This is a genomic window from Nocardia sp. 852002-20019_SCH5090214 (genome assembly GCF_001665865.1).
GTDB lineage: Bacteria > Actinomycetota > Actinomycetes > Mycobacteriales > Mycobacteriaceae > Nocardia > Nocardia nova.
In genome coordinates, this window is sequence record NZ_LZMK01000340.1 from 50,958 (window position 1) to 68,691 (window position 17,734).

A 17,734-nucleotide genomic window follows, 5' to 3' on the forward strand; every position below is an offset into this window, starting at 1 on the left:
CGGAATCGATCGTGTGGTGCATCCCCGAGGCGGGTGGTTACGGGCTCGCTGTGGCGGCCGGATCCGCGCCCGGCAACATCACCGGCTCGTCGCAACTGGCCGGCGGATCGACCTGGGAACAGGCGACGGGGGCGCGGGTGGGCCGGTAATCGGCGGGCACCCCGCCCGCGCGCACGAGCGAGGCGAACACCTCCACCGCGTCGGTGGGCCGGCGCACCAGATCCGGATCGGAGATGACATCGACGGTGAAGAGGCCGAAACGGGGTGTGTAGCTGCCCCATTCGTAGTTGTCGGTGAGGCTCCAATAGTTGTAGCCGCGCACATCGATACCGTCGGCCTTGGCGCGCTGGATCCAGTACACGGTGTCGCGCAACTGGTCGGCGCGAGTGTAGCCGTCGGGGCGGGGTTTACCGTTCTCGGTCGGCATCCCGTTCTCCACCACGTACAGCGGTTTGCCGGGGAACTGGCGGGCATAGCGGCGCAGCGCGTAGTAGACGCCCTCGGTCTGCAGCGGCAACTCCCACATAGCGGGCGCACCGGCCGAGGTCGCCGACGAGCCGTCCGCGGCCGGGGTGGGGCCGAAGTAGTAGTCGACGCCGACGAAGTCGAGTTTGTCGCGCACCTTGTCGATATACGGCTGATTCACCTCGGTGTCGGCGCCGGGCACATAGCCGATGTTGCTGGTGACCATCGCCTTCGGATAGGCGGCGTGAATGTCGTCGTAGATTTGATTGTGGGCCTGCGCCAGCCGGTCCATCGCCGCCGGCCACTCCTCGTGCGAGAGGGCGCCGATGCGGATCTCGGTGCCGAGATAGGCGGCCGGTTCGTTGATCGTGACCCAGATCGGATCGCGAGAACCGTAGCGCTGCACCACTTTCCGCGCATTGGCCAGCCAGTCGTCGACCATGCCCTGGTTGCGCCAGCCGCCGCGGTCGGCGGCCCAGCCCGGATACACCCAGTGGTCCAGGGTCAGCATCGGGGTCATACCCGCGGTGTAGACGGCGTCGACGATCCGGTCGTAGCCGGCGAATGCCTGCTCGTCCCATTCGTCGGGATGGGGCTGCACCCGGGCCCATTCGATACTCATGCGGAAGCTCTTGGCGCCCAGCTGCGCGGCGCGCTCGATATCGTCGGCGTAGGTGTCGAGGAAGCGCACCGAATCCCGATACGGTTCGGCCGCCCCGGTCGCGATGTAGCGGGTCCAGTTGCTGTCGGGGGCGTGGCCTTCGGTCTGGAACCCGGATGTGGCCACCCCCCACACGAATTCGGGGCCCAGGGGAGCGAGAGCCGACGCCGCCCGGCGGACGGGGTCGGCGCCCGCGCGGACCGGCAGCAGCAGCGCGGCGGCTGCGGCCAGTCCGGTGGCCAGCACCTGGCGGCGGTTCGGCTCTCGCATCCAGCAATCGTAGCTGTGAGATTGCTGAATTCCGGTGTGCGCAAGGGCGTGTCGAGCGGGCGATCGGCCGCTCGACGCCGGGGTCAGTGCGGCGGTGCGGTGAGGTCGAAGACCTCGAGACCGCCGAGGTGTTGCGGCGTGTAGTGCGCCGACACCCAGGCGTAGATGTCGGTGTTGCCGACCGGATGCCACATCTCCGGCTCCGCGTCGGTGGCCGGCGGGTTCGGTGCGGTCGCCGGAGTGTGCGCGCCGCCGGGGGATCGGTGCTGGTCATGCGTTCGCCACGAGTCCGGCAGCTTCATCTCGGGCGCCAGATAGTAGGTGATCCGGTGGTCGCGGACCAGGTCCTGCAATCCCGCCACGGTGGGGACCGGATCTTCGGAAGTGAATCCGCCGATGGCGATCACCGGTGTCCGGCTGGCCAGTTCGAGTCCGGCCGCCGGTCCCGAGCGGTCGATGGCCGCCGACCACGTCGTCTGCGTTGCCCGCAACATCTCCACCAGCTTCGGATCGGTGTCGGTGCCGCCCATCAGCATGCCGATCTGGCGGCGGAACGGATTCAGCGCCTGCGGCAGGTCCGGATGCGCCGGCCCGACGACCGGGCTGCCGCCGGTATGCGACTGCGGCAGCGTCGCCACCGCGTACGCGCTCGACCCGGCCGTCGCGGCCAGCACACCGGCGCCCACGGCGACCGCGACCGCGCGGGCGGGCACACGTCGCGACAGCACCGGCAGCGCCGTCAGCACGAGAGCGGCGGCGGACACGACGGTCACCGCGAGAATCGTCCACCGCAGCCACGGCTGCCAGTCCGCATTGCGATCGAGCAGGACGAAGCCCCACACGCCGCCGGCCACAACGAGTCCCGCCGCCCCGGCCCGGCCCCACATCCGATCCCGGCAACGCCACACCTCGGCCAGGCCGAGGACGAAACTGCCGACCACCGCGGGCGCGATGGCCAGGGTGTAGTAGGCGTGCATGCCGCCCTTCATCGCCGAGAACGCCACCCCGTCGATCAGCAGCCACAGCCCGAAAACCAATGCCGCCCCGCGCACGAGGTCGGTGCGCGGATACTTCCGGCGCGTGATCAGCACGACGACGAACCCCAGCACGGCCGCCGGCAGCAGCCACGAGATCTCGAATCCGATCTCGCCGGTGAACAACCGCTGCGGGCCGGACCCGAAACCGTTGAAGCCGCCGCCACCCATATGTGGCAACTCGTATCCCGACGGCACTTCGAAGGGTTTGCGCCCCATGTGGTTGTGTCCGAGGTAGCGGGCGAAACCGTTGTAACCGAGCACCAGATCCATGAACGTGTTGTCCTTGGAACCGGCCAGATAGGGGCGTGAATCGGCGGGCCACAGAATCGTCAGCAGCACATACCACCCCGACGAGACCACCAGCGCCACCGCCGCGGCCAGCAGATGCGCGATCCGTTTACCGAAACCCGCCGGCGCCGCCACCAGGTACGCCACACCGAGTGCGGGCAGCACCATCAGGCCCTCGAGCATTTTCGCCAGGAACGCGAAACCCAATGCGACACCGGCCGATACGAGCCAGCGCGGGCTCGCGTGGCGCAACGCGCGCACGGTGCAGTAGGCGGCGGCTGTCATCAGCAGCACCATCACCGCATCCGGATTGTTGAACCGGAACATCAACGCCACCACCGGTGTCAGCGCCAGCAGCAGACCGGCCAGCAGACCCGCGCCGCGGCTGCCGGTGGCGCGGGTGATCGCGCCGTACATCAGCGCGACCGCCGCCACCGCCATCAACGCCTGCGGAACCAGCATGGAGGCACTGGAGAAACCGAACAACTGCCCGGACAACCCCATCACCCACTGCGAGACCGGCGGCTTGTCGACGGTGATGAAGTTGGCCGGATCCAGCGACCCGAACAGCAGCGCCTTCCAGTCCCGCGACCCCGACCACGCCGCCGCCGCGTAGAACCCGTTGCCCATCCCATTGACGGTGATGTTCCACAGATACGCGGCCGCGGTGGCGGCCAGCAGTGCTACCAGCGCGAGCCGGTCCCGGCGCCGCGGCGGTGGCAGATACGGATCCGGCGGACGCGCCGATTCGGGCGATACGGGCACGGCGGTGTCGGCAGTCGTCACTGTCACCGCGGGAGCGTCTCAGCCCATCCGGTGACCACCCTGTCCGAACCCTTGGAGATTGCTGTGAGTTAGGCGCGACCGGGCGAATCGGGCGCCGAATCCGTGGTTGCCCGAAGGCGATTCTCAGTCCGGGAGCATGACGTCGTTCGGACGCTCGATATCGGGCATCTCGGACTTGACGAACTGCTCGGTGGTCACCCATTGGGTGAAGCCCCACGGGTTGTAGATCTGCAGTTCGCCCGGCCGGGTGGCGACCACGACCACCTGGTGATAGTCACCGTCGCCCTTCGGAGCGAGCCCGATCGGGACGGGTTTGCCCGCAGTCACCGCGGCCTCGATCCGCGGCAGGGCAGCTTGTCGCGCCTCCTCGGTGGACAACGCGGCCATGTGATAGGTGCTGCCGGTGACGGGATTGAGCAGGTTGTTCACCATCTTCTGGTCGCCTCGTGGATAGGGAGTGAGGTCGGAATCGAAGTTGTCGTCGAAAACTCGAACGAGCCGGTCCCGGAAGGCCTTCGGGCTGTCGTTGCCTGCGGCCGGGCCGCTGACCGCCGCGGGGCCGGTGCCTGTGGTGACACCCAGCATCAGCACCGGATCGGCATCCAGCCGGGCGATCACCGTGGACGCCGAGGTGCAGTTTCCCCTGTCCTGGGCGTAGGTGGCGGCCTTGGCCACGTCGTCGGGGGCGTAACTGAGCTCCTGCCGTCCGTCGCGTACGGTTCGGCTGTTCGCGACGTCGTTGACGTGCAGATGTTTCCAGAGCCAATAGCGGTCGTTCCCGTGCTCGTGGATCTGTTCATCGAACGCGGTGATATCGGGCAGCGAGTATCCCGCCGACAGTGCCTCCCACAGGTAAGCCGCCTCCTGCGGAGACTTGGCGTTGCTCACCAGCTTCTCGAACGAGGACCGATCATCGGATGACATCGCCGAGAGCCGCTGCGAGGCACGTGCCAATGCCGTCGGAGTGAGGATGTCGTCGGCGGTGCTGGGCGCTCCGCCGGCTTGACCGGTGTAGGCGAGGGTTTCGGCATCGACCGGGTCCATACCGGGCGCTTCGACGGTCCTGGCCCGTGCCGTCCGGGCTGCTGCGCCGACCGACGACGCACACGTTGTTGCCGCGGTTTCGTATGCCTTCGTCGCGGTGATCCGGACTCGGCAGCTGTCGATGGCGTGCCTGCGGACCTCTTCGTCAGGTTTGTTGTTCAGCTGGGTGTGTGCCTTCGTGAGTCCGTCGACTCCCGTGGTGTCTTGCCGTTGTGTCTCGACGAGTGCGTCCGACCAGATGCGAAGCGCGTCGTTGGCCCAGGTGAACGCCTCGTGTGCATGCCACGCGGCACCGGCGAAGGTCGACACTGCGTCCGCGGCCGTCTCGCCGGCATGACCACGCCACGAGTCCGGCAGCTTGTCTTTTGCGACGCTCTCGAGATCGCTGTGCATGAGCTTGTACGCCGAAGCGGCGTCGGCAAAAGCACGGGCCTGGGCATCGACGGCTGTCGTGGTTCCGGGCAACGCCGGCACCTTGAGCGCGATGTCGATCGCGGCCCGCAGATGACTTCTGTTGAGGCCCAGCTGCATCGACTCCAACGCCAACTCCAGCGCCTTCAGCCGTTCACTTTTCGCGGGCAGCGTGAGGTCCGATGGGATCTCCGAGAATTTGTCATATGAATAGGCATATGCCGTACTGAGCCCACCGACCGCCCCGACCTCGGCCAGCGTGCTCGCCACCGAGCCGATACTCCCGGGCAGTCGGGCAGCGAGTGGCGAAACAAGTTTGCCGACGCCGGGCAATTTGCCCAGCACACCGGGTAGCGCCCGGCCGCCCACCTTGCCGACTTGCCCCACCAGAGCACCCACGCCGGCATCGACCAAGAGGTCGGTACCGGACTGGCCGTCGATCATCCCGGTGAGAACGCCGCCGACCGCTCCGCCGATGAGTGCTGCGCCCGGAATGGGGGCCAGCGAGATAGCGCCGCCGAGCAACCCGGCGCCGACGCGTTGCCAGGTCTTGCTGATCACAAGGGGCTCCACGGCGTGGAGGCGCCGCGGCCGAGGGTGCGCCGCGATCGCAGCACGGCGGCCACCATCTCCAACCACCGTGCGAACGCCTCGTCGCGAGCGACATCGGGTTCGGCGTCGGGGCATGCCGCCGCCATCCAGGAACGAACCATCGCCGTCGGTTCGGTGCCGACCAGTGGTTCGGGCAGCCGCCGGGCATCGGACAGCCCCATGGCACGCACGCAGCCGGCGAGGAAGGCCACCGGATTAGGCCCCACCCCGACATCCCCCAGTTGCACCGCGGCGGCCACCGCCGTGTCGGCGAGCGCGATGCCTCGATCGTCACTGGTGTTCGACATCGCCCCGGCCACCGCCGACGCGACATCCAGGGTGCGCAGTTCGGTATCGAAGCGCCGGTCGCCGGTCATCCGCTCGGTGGACGGCCCGAAGGTTGGGTGACCGAAGGTACCAGCGACGGCGTCGGATCGGTGCCGCCGATGCTCATGCCGGCATCCTGGTCGGCGTCCTGGTACTTGCGCTTGACCCGAGGTAGCAAGTCCACGATGATGCCGACGGCTTTGGCGGTAATTTCGGTTTCGGTCTCCCATGCACTTCGGAAGTCCGCGCACGCCGCCGCCACCGCGCTGTCACCCAGACCGGAGCCGTCGATGACGGTGTTCTCCAAGTTGTTCAGCAGTCTCGTCAGGCTGTCGTAGGTCAAGACCACCCCGAGGACAGCCGAATCGAAAGAGTCGGGGGCGAGATAGAGCGGCAGGCTTCTGCCATTCCCCAAATCCAAGTCGCCCACGGGCCGATAGTAGGTGTTTCGGCGCATCTTCCCTGCTGTGGGAATTTCTCCGGGAGAGCATCTCAGCCGATCCGGTGACCTCCTGTCCGAACCTCGGGCGTTGCCGTGAATCCCGGTGCGATCGGCCGAACCGGGCAGACGCACCCGGATCTGCGCGGTCAGTAGCGGCCGAACAGTACCGCCGCGTTGTGGCCGCCGAATCCGAAGGAGTTGTTCATCGCGAACTCGACGTCGGTGTGCCGCGGTTTGTCGTGCACGATGTCGAGCTCGATCTCCGGGTCCTGATTGTCGAGGTTGAGCGTCGGCGGGATGACCTGATCACGCAGTGTCAGCACCGAGATCGCGGCCTCGAGCGCGCCGACCGCGCCCACCGAATGCCCGAGTGCCGACTTCGGCGCGTAGACCGCCGGATGGGTGCCGATGGCGGCGGCGATGCCCTTGGCCTCGGCCAGATCGCCGATCGAGGTGCCGGTGGCGTGAGCGTTGACGTGATCGACATCGGCGGCGCTCACACCCGCGGTCTCGATGGCCCGGCGCATCGCCCGGGCACAGCCGAGGCCCTCCGGATCGGGGGCGACCATGTGGTACCCGTCCGCGGTCAATCCGGCGCCGAGCAGCCGGGCCAGCGGTGTCGCCCCGCGCGCCAGCGCATGCTCCTCCGATTCGAGCAGCAGCAGCGCGGCGGCCTCACCGAAGACGAAACCGTCCCGGTCGCGATCGAAGGGCCGCGACGCTCGTTCGGGTTCGTCGACGCGGGAGCTGAGCGCGCGGGCCATGGTGAATCCGGCGATCGCCATCGGGTTGATGTAGCCCTCCACGCCGCCCGCGACGACCATGTCGGCATCGCCCAGCACGATCGAGCGCCACGCGTGCACCAGCGCCTCGTTGCCCGAGGCGCACGCCGACACCGGCGTCACGAGGCTCGCGCGCGCCCCGATGTCCAGGCCGACCACGCCCGAGACGCCGTTGGGCATGCTCATCGGCACCGCGAACGGGGACACCTTGCGGTAGCCGTGTTCGCGCATGGTGTCGTGGGCTTCGACGATGACGTCGGCGCCGCCCAGGCCGGTGCCGATGCAGACGCCGAGGCGGTCCTTGTCGACCTCGGGTGTCCCCGCGGACTCCCACAGCCGCTGACCCATCGCGTACGACATCTGCTGGACGTAGCACATGCGGCGCTTGCGCACCCGGTCCAGGTCGGTGGTGGGGTCGTGGATCAGTTTGCCGCCGATCGCATTGGGCAGATCCTGGCGGATGATGTCCTCGTCGGTGAGGACCTTGATCCCGCTGGCGCCGGAAAGTAGCGCCTGCCAAGTACTTTCGGTATCGGCGCCGATGGAGGTGGTGATCTCCATCGCGGTGACGACTACCTCGCGGAAGCCGCCGTTGCGGGTGCTGAAATTGGTATCGAGCGTACGCACGGTCGTCGATTCCTCACTGTCGGTCCCTCATTTCCCCGGACACGAAACTTGGCGGCACCGGCGACCGCCGACGACCTCGCCGTCATCGGCCGGCCGACCCCGCCGCGGGGGCGGTGGTGCGCCTCGGTCAGCGTAGCCTCCGACCGCTCACGAAGGACCCGAAATGGGGATGCCAGAAATTTGCCGCGGGGGTACCGTTGAGGGTCACGGATGGGTGCGTCCGCAGCGGTGCGCCCGACCGGACGGGCGAGGGGAAGGGCGTGCCCGCGATGACTGTCAACGCTGTTCAAGACATTTTTACGGCTCAGTTGGACAACGTGGGGCCGCAGGCGCCACCGGGCGCGGGGGTGACGACGGTACTGCTTCGAAATCTCATCTGGCTGCATTTGCTGGCAACGGCGATCGCGGTCGGTTGCTGGGTCCATCTGGCGAGTCGGCGCGGGGTCGCGCGGGCCACGGTGTCGCGGGTGGCCGTCGGCGTCGTCGCGATCGGGCTGACCACCGCGGGAGCGGGGGAGATCCTCGGCGCGGCCATGCACTGATCGGCCCTCCGCCGCTGCCGCGACTAGACGTAACCAGAAATAACACGTAACCTTCGGGTATCCGGACGGCGAGGTCCGGGCTGACATTCGGACGAAACGGATACCTCAATGACGCGGCATGTCGACGTGTTGATCATCGGTGCGGGCCTGTCCGGCATCGGGATGGCCTGCCATCTCAGCCGGGAGAACACCGGACGCAGCTACGCGATCCTCGAACGGCGCAGCGCGATCGGGGGCACCTGGGACCTGTTCCGCTACCCGGGCATCCGCTCGGACTCCGACATGCTCACCTTCGGCTACGGCTTCCGCCCCTGGATCGGCACCAAGGTGCTCGCCGACGGACCGCACATCCGCCAGTACATCGCCGACACCGCCGAGGAATACGGCGTCACCCGCCACATCCGCTTCGGCCGCAAGGTCGTGAAGTCGAGCTGGTCCAGCACCGAACAGCTGTGGACCACCGAGGCGCTCGACGAACAGACCGGCGACACCGAGACCTACACCAGCAACTTCCTGGTCGGCTGCACCGGCTACTACGACTACGACCAGGGCTTTCGCCCGCAGTTCCCCGGTGAGGAGAACTTCGGCGGGCAGATCGTGCACCCCCAGCACTGGCCCGAGGACCTGGACTACCGCGGCAAGCGGGTCGTTGTCATCGGCTCCGGCGCCACTGCGATCACGCTCGTCCCGGCCATGAGCGAGGACGCCGCGCACGTGACCATGCTGCAGCGTTCGCCCACCTACATCGCGCCGCTGCCGGCCGAGGACCCCGTCGCGGTCGGCATGAAGAAGGCCAAACTGCCCGCCGCGCTGGCCTACAAGACCGGCCGCGCCCGCAATATCGCCCTGCAGCGCGCCAGTTTCGCCCTCTCCCGCAGCAACCCCGCCCTGTCGCGGAAACTGCTCCTGCAGGCCGTGCGGGTCGCCGTCGGGCCGAACGTGGACATGCGCCACTTCAGCCCCAGCTACAACCCGTGGGATCAGCGGCTGTGCATTGTTCCCAACGGGGATCTGTTCAAGGTGCTGCGCAACGGACGCGCCTCCATCGTCACCGACCGGATCGCGACCTTCACCGAAACCGGCATCCGCCTGGAATCCGGCGAGGAACTGCCGGCCGACATCGTGATCAGCGCGACCGGCCTCAACATCCAGATGCTCGGCGGCGCGGCGATCGATGTGGACGGCACCCCGATCGCCACCCGCGATCTGGTCGCCTACAAGGGTGCGCTGATGAGCGGGCTGCCCAACGCCATGATGATCATCGGCTACACCAACGCCTCCTGGACGCTGAAGGCCGATCTCGCCGCCGAATACTTCTGCCGCCTGCTCAATCACATGAAGGCCGAGGGGTATTCGACGTTCGTCGCCGAAGCCGAGGAAGCCGACCGGGCGCCGGAATCGATGATGGGCGGCGCGCTGACCTCCGGCTACATCGCCCGCGGCGACGCGGTCATGCCGCGCCAGGGCCGCCGCGGCCCGTGGAAGGTGATCAACAACTACTACCGCGACCGCGCGCTGCTGCGCAAAGCCGACCTCGAAGACGGCATCCTGCGCTTCGGCACCCGTTCGGCGGCCGCTCGCCCGGTCGTCGAATCCCGTTCCGCCTGAACATCTTCGCGCGGAACACCGTCCGGTCGCGGCAGCGCACGGCCACGACCGGACGGCCCGGGACCTCAGCCCAGCAGATGCGCGGGCGTCGCCAGCGGTTTGGTGTTGGCGACGAATTCACGCCGCAACCGGTGATAGGACTCGCCGTCGCCGAAGAAGTTGCGATGCATATGCGCCAGCTCCTCGGCCCGATACCGCGCCAACGGCCGCACCGCCTCGTCGGCCGCGCGGCGCTGCTTCTTCGCCAGCAGTAGATTCTGCAGTTCCGGTGCGGCCGCGAGGTTTTCGGCCTCGCGCCGAACCTGTGCCCGGAACTGCTCGGTGGAGCCTTCGAACACCTTGTCCACCAAACCCACTCGCGCCGCGGCCCGCGCGCCGACCGGCAGGGTCCGGCTGGTCAGCTGCTCCGCCATCTCCGTGCCCACCCGTTGCGGCAAGGTGTAGGTCCAATACTCCGAACCGTGCAGGCCCATCAGCCGGTAGTGCGGATTGAGCACCACCGATTCCCGGCACCACACGTGGTCGGCGGCCAGGGCCAGCATCACCCCACCGGCGGCGGCATTGCCCGACAGCGCCGCGATCACCAGTTTGTCGGTGGTGGTGAGAATCGCCTCCACCACATCGTCGATCGCGTTGATGTTGCGCCACGACTCCTCGGCCGGATCGGCGGCCGCCTCGATCACGTTGAGATGGATGCCGTTGGAGAAGAAGTCGCGCCGCGGCCCCAGCACCAGCACATCCACCGGTCGATCGCAGGCCTCGCGATACGCGGTCAGCAGCCGCCGGCACTGCCGGGTGTCCATCGCCCCACCGGGATAGGCGAATTCGAGATATCCCACGCCGGCGTCCTCGTGGTAGCGCAGCTCCGACCAGGTGTCGCGCACCGCCGCCTCGGCGGGGGAGACCGGCACCTCGGGGACTCCGGCGGGCAGATCGGCGCCCAGCGCGTCGGTGGCCGGCATCTTGAACGTCACCGGTCCGCCCGGCACGCGGCGCGGGCGCAGCTGCGGCAACCACACCGCACCGTCGACGGTGGCCCGGCAGATCGCACCGTCGCGGGTGGCGATCACCGCGCCCGGTTCGCCACGCAGCCGGTCCTCGTAGTGGCCACCGTGGACGAAGTATTCGCGGCCGAACAGTTCGTCCAGCACACCCGGCTGGGAATCGGCCGCGCGCAGGGTGCGGATCACCGTGGCGGTATCGGCGCTGGCCCAATCGATGCGGCGTACCTGCTGGGTGAGGAACGGCCGCAGCCGGCCGGTGACGTCGGGGCGGTCGTAATCCAGTGGTTCGGGCACGTAGTCGCCGGATGCGAAGCGGCGCACCGCCGTCAGCACCGCCTCGACCGCCGCGTCGGACACCTCGTTGCGATACAGCTCGCTCTTACCGCACGGCGCCACATCGAAACCCACCGACGCCCAGATCGGACCGGCGTCCATCTCCGCCACCGCCTGCAGCACCGCCACACCCCAGCGGGCCGCACCCTCGGTGATGGCCCAGTCCAGCGACGACGGCCCCCGATCGCCCATCGGTCCCGGATGCACGATGAACACCGGATGTTCGGTCCACACATCCTCGGGAATCGCCGTGGTGAGCATCGGCGCCAGAATCAGATCCGGCCGGAAGCGGGCGACCCGGGCACGGAGTAGATCGTCGCCGAGAGCCAACTCGACGCCGACCTCGTGATCGCGTTCCCGCAATTCGGCATGCACTCGCTGGGTGAGACTGTTGAATGCGCTGGCGACCAACAGGATGCGCACGAGCTGTCCTCCATCAGGGTGTTTCGTCGGTCCGTGACCGGACCGCAACATTTGCCCCTCTGAAACTAGCCCCAGTGCCGCGCGCCCGCATACCGGGTGGGTGCGATCAGTGCGGCACGGTCACCGGATCGGCACAGCTGCCCGGAATGTCGACCAGCGAACAGGCCACGGGCCCGCGCGTGGGACGGTAGTCCGCGGAAACACCCCCGGCCCGAGTGATCGCGCGGTAGGCGTCCACGGCGTCGGTGGGGCGGCGGGTCAGAGCGGGGTCGGTCAGCACGTCGACGGTGTACAAGCCGAAGCGTGGTGTGTAGCTGCCCCACTCGTAGTTGTCGGTGATCGACCAGTAGTTGTAGCCCATCACGTCGATGCCGTCGGCTTTGGCGCGCTGGAGCCAGTACACGGTGTCGCGCAGATCGTCGCCGCGGGTGTAACCGTCGGGGCGGGGCGCGCCGTTCTCGGTCGGCATGCCGTTCTCCACCACGTACAGCGGCTTACCGGGGAATCGACGCGAATAGTATTCCAGCGCATAGTAGATTCCCTCGGGTTGCAGTGGCATCTTCCACAGCTGCTCGAGGTCGCCCGGCGACAGCCGGGCCAGGTCCTGCGGGGTGTGCCCGTAGTAGTAATCGATGCCGACATAGTCGAGTTTCGCGGCGATGGCATCGATCATCGGACCGTTGACCACCGGTTCCGCGGTGCCGACGATGTAGGCGAGGTTGCTGGTCACCATGGCGTCCGGCTGCATCCGGTGGATGTCGTCGTAGATGGTGTTGTGCGCCTGGATCAGTCGCTGCTGCATCGCCGGGACGTCCGCCGGCGACAATCCGCCGTTGCGGGTTTCGTTGACGATGTACATTGCCGGCTCGTTGAACGTGACCCACAGCGGATTGCGAGAGGCATAGCGCTGCACCACCGTTCGCGCGTTGGCCAGCCAGTCGTCGAGCATCGCCGGATGCGCCCAGCCGCCGCGGTCGGCGGCCCAGCCGGGATACACCCAGTGGTCCAGGGTCAGCATCGGGCGGATGCCGTGTGCGGCCATCGTGTCGAGAACGCTGTCGTAGAAGGCGAATCCGGCCGCGTCCCATTCGCCGGGCCGCGGCTGCACCCGTGCCCATTCGACGCTGATGCGGTAGACGCCGACGCCGAGGCCGGCGGCCAGTCCGATATCGGAGCGATAGCCGGTGAAGAAATCGACCGCATCGTGGTAACGGTCGAAGTCGGGATGCGAGGCCACGTACCGGAGCCAGTTGCTGTCGGGCGCATGGCCTTCGCACTGGAATCCGGCGCTGGCCACACCCCACAGGAAGTCACCGCCCAGATTCGGCACGGTGGCCGGCGCGGCGGGACGGGCCCGGGCGAAGGCGGCGGGACCGGCCACGGCGGCGGCGGTCCCGGCGGCGAGCAGACCGAAAGCCTGGCGGCGACTGACGTTGCGCATCGAACTCCTCGGTATCCGGTGGGGCACGCTCCGGCAACGGTAACCCGGTCACCACTCGCGTACGGCCGGTTGCGGCGCAGTCATTCTCACCCGCAATTGGGCAAGTGTCCAGATGTTGCGTAATTCGGTCGAACACTGTCGGTGCGCGCGGCTAGGGTGGCGGCCATGGCCACGCACATGACGCATTGGGGAGCGTTCGACGCCGTCAGCGACGGCGAACGGCTGACCGACGTACGGCCCTGGCCCGGCGATCCCGAGCCCACCCCGCTGATCGGCAATGTGGCTTCGGCGCAGCATCACCCAACCCGCATAGACCGGCCCTACGTCCGGAAATCATGGCTCGAACACGGACCGGGAGCCTCCGGCCGCGGCAGCGATTCCTATGTCCCGGTGAGCTGGGACCGCGCGCTGGATCTGCTCAGCGGCGAATTGCGCCGGGTCTACAGCGAATTCGGCCCCGAAGCCGTCTACGGCGGTTCCTACGGCTGGGCCAGCGCGGGACGATTCCATCACGCCCAGAGCCAGTTGCACCGGTTCCTGAACTGCCTGGGTGGCTACGTCCGTCACGTCAACAGTTACAGCCTGGGCACCTCCACGGTATTGCTGCCCTATGTGCTGGGTCCGCTGTTCGCGCTGCTGGGACGCTTCACCGCCAAATCGGTGATCGCCGAGAACACCGAACTGGTGGTCGCGTTCGGAGGTATCTCGCCGAAGAACGCCGCGGTCAATCCGGGCGGTGTCTCGCGCCACCACACCCGCGACTGGATCGAGCGAGCCCGGCGGCGTGGCTGCCGGTTCGTCACCGTCGCCCCGCTGCGCGACGACACCGCCGAGGTCGCGGAGGCGGAGTGGATCGCCCCGCGCCCGGGCACCGACGCCGCGCTGATGCTCGCGCTGGCTCAGGTTCTCGACGCCGACGGCCTGGCCGACACCGCATTCCTGAACTCCCACACCGTCGGCTACGAACAGTTCGCGCACTATCTACGCGGCACGGCCGACGGGGTGGTGAAGGATCCCGTCTGGGCGGCCGCGATCACCGGGGTGCCGGCCGAACGCATCCGGGCGCTGGCACACGAGATGGCCGCGGCGCGCACGCTCGTCACGGTGAGCTGGTCGCTGCAGCGGGCGCAGTACGGGGAGCAACCGACGTGGCTGGGCGTGGTGCTGGCCGCCATGCTGGGCCAGATCGGATTGCCCGGCGGCGGTTTCGGACACGGCTACGGATCCTCGGCGAGCGTCGGCGAACCCACCCGCACTCTGCCGCTGCCGCGACTTCCCCAGGGCGCCAACCCGATCGACCGATTCATCCCCGTCGCGCGCATCGCCGATATGCTGCTCGCACCCGGCACCCCGTTCCGATACGACGGACGTGAGCTGCGCTATCCCGATATCCGCCTGGTCTATTGGGCCGGTGGCAACCCCTTCCATCACCATCAGGACCTGGCGCGCCTGCGCCGCGCGTTCGATCGGCCCGACACCATCGTCGTCCACGACTCGTTCTGGACCGCCACCGCCCGCCACGCCGATATCGTGCTGCCGGCCACCATGACCATCGAACGCGACGACTACGGCACGGGCGACAACGACGGCGTCCTGTTCCCGATGCCGGCCCTCACCCGCCCATACGGACAGGCCCGCGACGACTACGACATCCTCGCCGAATTGTCCGAAAGACTCGGCACCGGCAAGGAATTCACCGAGGGACGCACAACAGGCGAATGGCTGCGGCACCTGTACGAGCAATGGTTGTCCGACCTCGGCGAACGCGGACGCGGCTTCCCGGACTTCGACCGATTCTGGGCCGGTTCCGGTCTCGACCTGCCCCTCGCCGACCCAGCGCAGGTGGTGTTCGCGGATTTCCGCGCCGACCCCGGCACGCATCCGCTACCGACCCCCTCCGGTCGCATCGAGATCTTCTCCGAAACCATCGCCGGGTACGGCTACTCCGACTGCCCCGGCCACCCGATATGGCTCGAACCGGATGAATGGCTGGGCAGCGCTGCGGCACAACGCTTTCCGCTTCAACTGGTCGCCAACCAGCCGCGCACCAAACTGCACAGCCAGCTCGACGTCGGCGCCCACAGCCGATCGGTGAAGATCCGCGACCGCGAACCGGTGCGCCTACATCCATCGGAGGCCCACTCCCGCGGACTGGCCGACGGCGATATCGTGCGCCTGTACAACGACCGCGGCTCCTGCCTGGCTGGACTCGTCGTCGACGACGCGGTCGCGCCGGGTATCGCGCAACTGTCCACCGGCGCCTGGTACGACCCGGATCCCGCCGATCCGTCGTTCTGCCGGCACGGCAACCCGAACGTGCTCACCGCGGACCGCCCCTCCTCCACGCTGAGCCAGGGCAGTACGGGACAACTGGCGCTCGTGCAGATCGAGGCCTATCACGGCGCGGTCCCGAACCTGACGGTACTCACCCCACCGCGGATCGTTTCGGCCTCATCGGACGTTCGCTCGTAAATCGCCTGCCGGACAACGACATCCGGCCGGTGCGGTGCACGCCCATGTGCCGGGCTCCGGCCTCAGTCTTTTCGGCCGGTCAACGCCAAGCTGGTACCGAGTCCGATCATCATGAGCCCACCGGCACCTCCGACGGCGGCCAGTCGTCGGGGCGAGCGCGCGAACCAGGCGCGCGCTGTCCCGGCAGTCAGTGCCCACGCGGAGTCGAAGATCAACCCGAACATCGGGATACACATGCCGAGTATCAGCATCTGCACCGGAACCCAGCCGTTTTCCGGGGTGACGAATTGCGGCAGCAGCGCGGCGAGGAAGACCAGGGACTTCGGGTTGGCGAATCCGACGATCAGCCCGTCGCGCAGCATGGTGAGCGGACCACGCCGGAGTGCGGTCACCTCAGCGGTGAAGGTGTCAGCCAGCCGAGCTCGATGGCGAATCGCCTGGAGCCCCAGATAGATCAGGTAGGTCGCGCCCAGGACTTTGACGGCGGTGAACACGGTGGCCGACGCCGCGACCACCGTCCCGAGCCCGAACGCGACCGCGGCGACCTGCAGGTACACACCGACCGCGTTGCCGGCCACGGTGAACAGTGCTTCCCGCCGCCCGACCGTGATCGCACGGGTGATCGCGAACAGGACGCTCGGCCCGGGAATGACGACGAGCAGTGCGGCCAATCCGGCGAATTCGAGCAGATGATCACGCGCCACCACAGGACGACCCTAACGATCGGCGAACCGGCCCGGCCACCGGATTTCCGACTCCTTCTCCGTACCCGCGATGACTCGGCGCACCCACTCCAACGGCACCGGCGCCAGCTCATGGGCGTCGAGACCGACGTGAATCATCCGGCCGCGGATCCGCACCGAACTGTGCGTGTGGCCGTGCAGCAGCCAACGCCCGGCATTGTCACCGGTCGCGGGCAGCCGCCACTCCTCGAACCGGTTCTCGGCGGTATGGTCCCCGTCCGCGGCGCCGTGAAAGGGAAAGTGCGACAACAGCACCCGGTGACCGTCGATCTTGCGCACCGCGGACTGCTGCACCGAGGCGAACACCTCCAGATAGATCCGCTGCCAGTGATGCGCCCGGCTGCGCATCGGATGGCAGCCGTCGTGGTTGCCGGCCACCAGATGCTTCACCCCCGGCCGCCGCGACATCCACTCGAGTGCGGTCATCTGGGCCTTCGTGCCACCGACCGAGATGTCGCCGAGCACCCAGATCTGATCCTCGACGCCGACCCTGCCGTCCCACCGCTCGGCGAGCTCGGCATCGTGCGCCTCGGGTGTGTCGAACCCGCGCAGGCCCGACACCAGTCGATGCCCCACGTGCGGATCGGCGAGGAACCACACCTCGCTCATTAAGACTCCTCGTTCAGATAGGCACGCCGGATCCGTTGCAGCAGTGACTCGATCGGCGCTTCGTCGGGCTCCTCCCGCAGGGCCGAGGTCGCCTCGGCGAATGCCGCCTCGTACTCGGCGAACACCGCCCGCACCGGAGTCGCCCCCTCGGCCGCGGCCCGCTGCCCGAACTCGAGGTAGCGCTCCGGATCCGGCACTCGGATCGGCAGGAAGCCGGTGGTGTAGAGCTGATGTCCCTGCCACAGCAGCCGCAACGTGTGGCGGGCTTGTTTGGCGCGCCGGTCCGGCGACGGATGCGGGCGCTGTTCCAGATCACGCAGCTGCGCGGCGGCATACCCGACATACGCCCGCCGGACCCGCCTCGCCGACGCGAAACACCCGCGCAGCGAGACGAGTTCCCGCCCGAAAGCCGTTGTGACCGTGTAGGTGTCGAGCCACAGCAATTCGTAGGCCGTCGGATTGCACGACAGCATCAGGGCCATCGCCTTACCGATTTCGTGGTAGACGGCGTCGTCGCCACCGCGGCCGGTGCGGCTGGCTCGCGCCGGCGGATGCAAACCCAGCAACGTACTCGTCGGTTCCGCGTAGACCCCGGCATAGTCGGTATCGCTCATCGCCGTTGCCAAGCCGTACGCCTGCGACCCGACGACGCCCTCCAACAGCAGATTCTCCACCTGCCCACCCCCGTCCGTACGCCCTGTCGCCCGCTGCGACCAAGCCACGCCCCGAAGCGCACCGGCACCATCACCGGAGAGGCAACGATAGTGCGGGCGAACGGCCACGCGCACATCAATTTCCGGCCGCGCAGCCACTCAGACCCGCGCACCG

The 17,734-nt window shown here is 68.1% G+C and carries 14 protein-coding genes; 3 read left to right on the top strand and 11 right to left on the bottom strand.

Going from position 1 to position 17,734, the window contains the following annotated elements; genetic code table 11:
• Positions 1-37: 37 nt before the first annotated feature.
• From A5780_RS26840 to A5780_RS26865, 6 genes are all read right to left on the bottom strand, one after another.
• Positions 38-1,396: a family 1 glycosylhydrolase gene (locus A5780_RS26840; protein ID WP_064910025.1), complete on the bottom strand. Its 1,359-nt coding sequence runs from the start codon at positions 1,394-1,396 to the stop codon at positions 38-40.
• Positions 1,397-1,479: 83 nt separating this feature from the next.
• Positions 1,480-3,513: a glycosyltransferase family 39 protein gene (locus A5780_RS26845; RefSeq protein WP_064910027.1), complete on the bottom strand. Its 2,034-nt coding sequence runs from the start codon at positions 3,511-3,513 to the stop codon at positions 1,480-1,482.
• Positions 3,514-3,630: 117 nt separating this feature from the next.
• Positions 3,631-5,523: a hypothetical protein gene (locus A5780_RS26850; RefSeq protein WP_064910029.1), complete on the bottom strand. Its 1,893-nt coding sequence runs from the start codon at positions 5,521-5,523 to the stop codon at positions 3,631-3,633.
• Entirely contained in the window at positions 5,520-5,930 is a 411-nt protein-coding gene (locus tag A5780_RS26855; RefSeq protein WP_064910031.1) for a hypothetical protein, read from the bottom strand. Before A5780_RS26855 ends, A5780_RS26850 begins: the two co-directional genes overlap by 4 nt.
• Entirely contained in the window at positions 5,927-6,310 is a 384-nt protein-coding gene (locus tag A5780_RS26860) for a hypothetical protein (protein WP_146100894.1), read from the bottom strand. The genes A5780_RS26855 and A5780_RS26860 overlap by 4 nt, the downstream gene beginning before the upstream one ends.
• 158 nt (positions 6,311-6,468) lie before the next feature.
• The gene (locus tag A5780_RS26865; RefSeq protein WP_063018125.1) at positions 6,469-7,731 is read right to left on the bottom strand and encodes a KasA/KasB family beta-ketoacyl-ACP synthase; all 1,263 of its coding nucleotides are present in this window, start codon (positions 7,729-7,731) and stop codon (positions 6,469-6,471) included.
• 260 nt (positions 7,732-7,991) lie between these two features.
• On the opposite strand from A5780_RS26865, the gene A5780_RS26870 reads away from it, so the two are divergent.
• Positions 7,992-8,273 (top strand): hypothetical protein, encoded by a 282-nt coding sequence (locus A5780_RS26870; RefSeq protein WP_156769680.1) that lies wholly within the window; start codon positions 7,992-7,994, stop codon positions 8,271-8,273.
• 108 nt (positions 8,274-8,381) lie between these two features.
• Positions 8,382-9,881, top strand: a complete 1,500-nt coding sequence (locus A5780_RS26875) for an NAD(P)/FAD-dependent oxidoreductase (RefSeq protein ID WP_063018129.1) — start codon at positions 8,382-8,384, stop codon at positions 9,879-9,881.
• A gap of 65 nt (positions 9,882-9,946) precedes the next feature.
• Here the strand turns inward: A5780_RS26875 and A5780_RS26880 are convergent, their stop codons facing one another.
• Both A5780_RS26880 and A5780_RS26885 read right to left on the bottom strand, forming a co-directional pair.
• Positions 9,947-11,641, bottom strand: a complete 1,695-nt coding sequence (locus tag A5780_RS26880; protein WP_064910039.1) for a hydrogenase maturation protein — start codon at positions 11,639-11,641, stop codon at positions 9,947-9,949.
• A gap of 106 nt (positions 11,642-11,747) precedes the next feature.
• Positions 11,748-13,082, bottom strand: a complete 1,335-nt coding sequence (locus tag A5780_RS26885; RefSeq protein WP_064910041.1) for a glycoside hydrolase family 1 protein — start codon at positions 13,080-13,082, stop codon at positions 11,748-11,750.
• Positions 13,083-13,247: 165 nt separating this feature from the next.
• Between A5780_RS26885 and A5780_RS26890 the strand changes: the two genes are divergently transcribed.
• Positions 13,248-15,554, top strand: coding sequence for a molybdopterin-dependent oxidoreductase (locus tag A5780_RS26890; RefSeq protein ID WP_063018135.1), 2,307 nt, complete (start codon positions 13,248-13,250; stop codon positions 15,552-15,554).
• A 62-nt stretch (positions 15,555-15,616) separates the two neighbouring features.
• Here the strand turns inward: A5780_RS26890 and A5780_RS26895 are convergent, their stop codons facing one another.
• The 3 genes from A5780_RS26895 to A5780_RS26905 are packed head-to-tail and all read right to left on the bottom strand — an operon-like array spanning position 15,617 to position 17,580.
• Entirely contained in the window at positions 15,617-16,261 is a 645-nt protein-coding gene (locus A5780_RS26895; RefSeq protein ID WP_064910043.1) for a LysE family translocator, read from the bottom strand.
• A gap of 9 nt (positions 16,262-16,270) precedes the next feature.
• A complete protein-coding gene (locus A5780_RS26900) occupies positions 16,271-16,906 on the bottom strand; it encodes a metallophosphoesterase (protein ID WP_064910045.1) in 636 nt (211 codons plus the stop codon).
• The gene (locus A5780_RS26905; protein WP_197521880.1) at positions 16,906-17,580 is read right to left on the bottom strand and encodes a DNA polymerase beta superfamily protein; all 675 of its coding nucleotides are present in this window, start codon (positions 17,578-17,580) and stop codon (positions 16,906-16,908) included. Before A5780_RS26905 ends, A5780_RS26900 begins: the two co-directional genes overlap by 1 nt.
• Positions 17,581-17,734: the final 154 nt, after the last annotated feature.

Bases quoted from the DNA above. Each gene is read 5' to 3' on its own strand.
- A5780_RS26840 (WP_064910025.1), bottom strand. From the start codon at position 1,396: ATGCGAGAGCCGAACCGCCGCCAGGTGCTGGCCACCGGACTGGCCGCA.
- A5780_RS26855 (WP_064910031.1), bottom strand. From the start codon at position 5,930: ATGACCGGCGACCGGCGCTTCGATACCGAACTGCGCACCCTGGATGTC.
- A5780_RS26875 (WP_063018129.1), top strand. From the start codon at position 8,382: ATGACGCGGCATGTCGACGTGTTGATCATCGGTGCGGGCCTGTCCGGC.
- A5780_RS26885 (WP_064910041.1), bottom strand. From the start codon at position 13,082: ATGCGCAACGTCAGTCGCCGCCAGGCTTTCGGTCTGCTCGCCGCCGGG.
- A5780_RS26890 (WP_063018135.1), top strand. From the start codon at position 13,248: ATGGCCACGCACATGACGCATTGGGGAGCGTTCGACGCCGTCAGCGAC.
- A5780_RS26900 (WP_064910045.1), bottom strand. From the start codon at position 16,906: ATGAGCGAGGTGTGGTTCCTCGCCGATCCGCACGTGGGGCATCGACTG.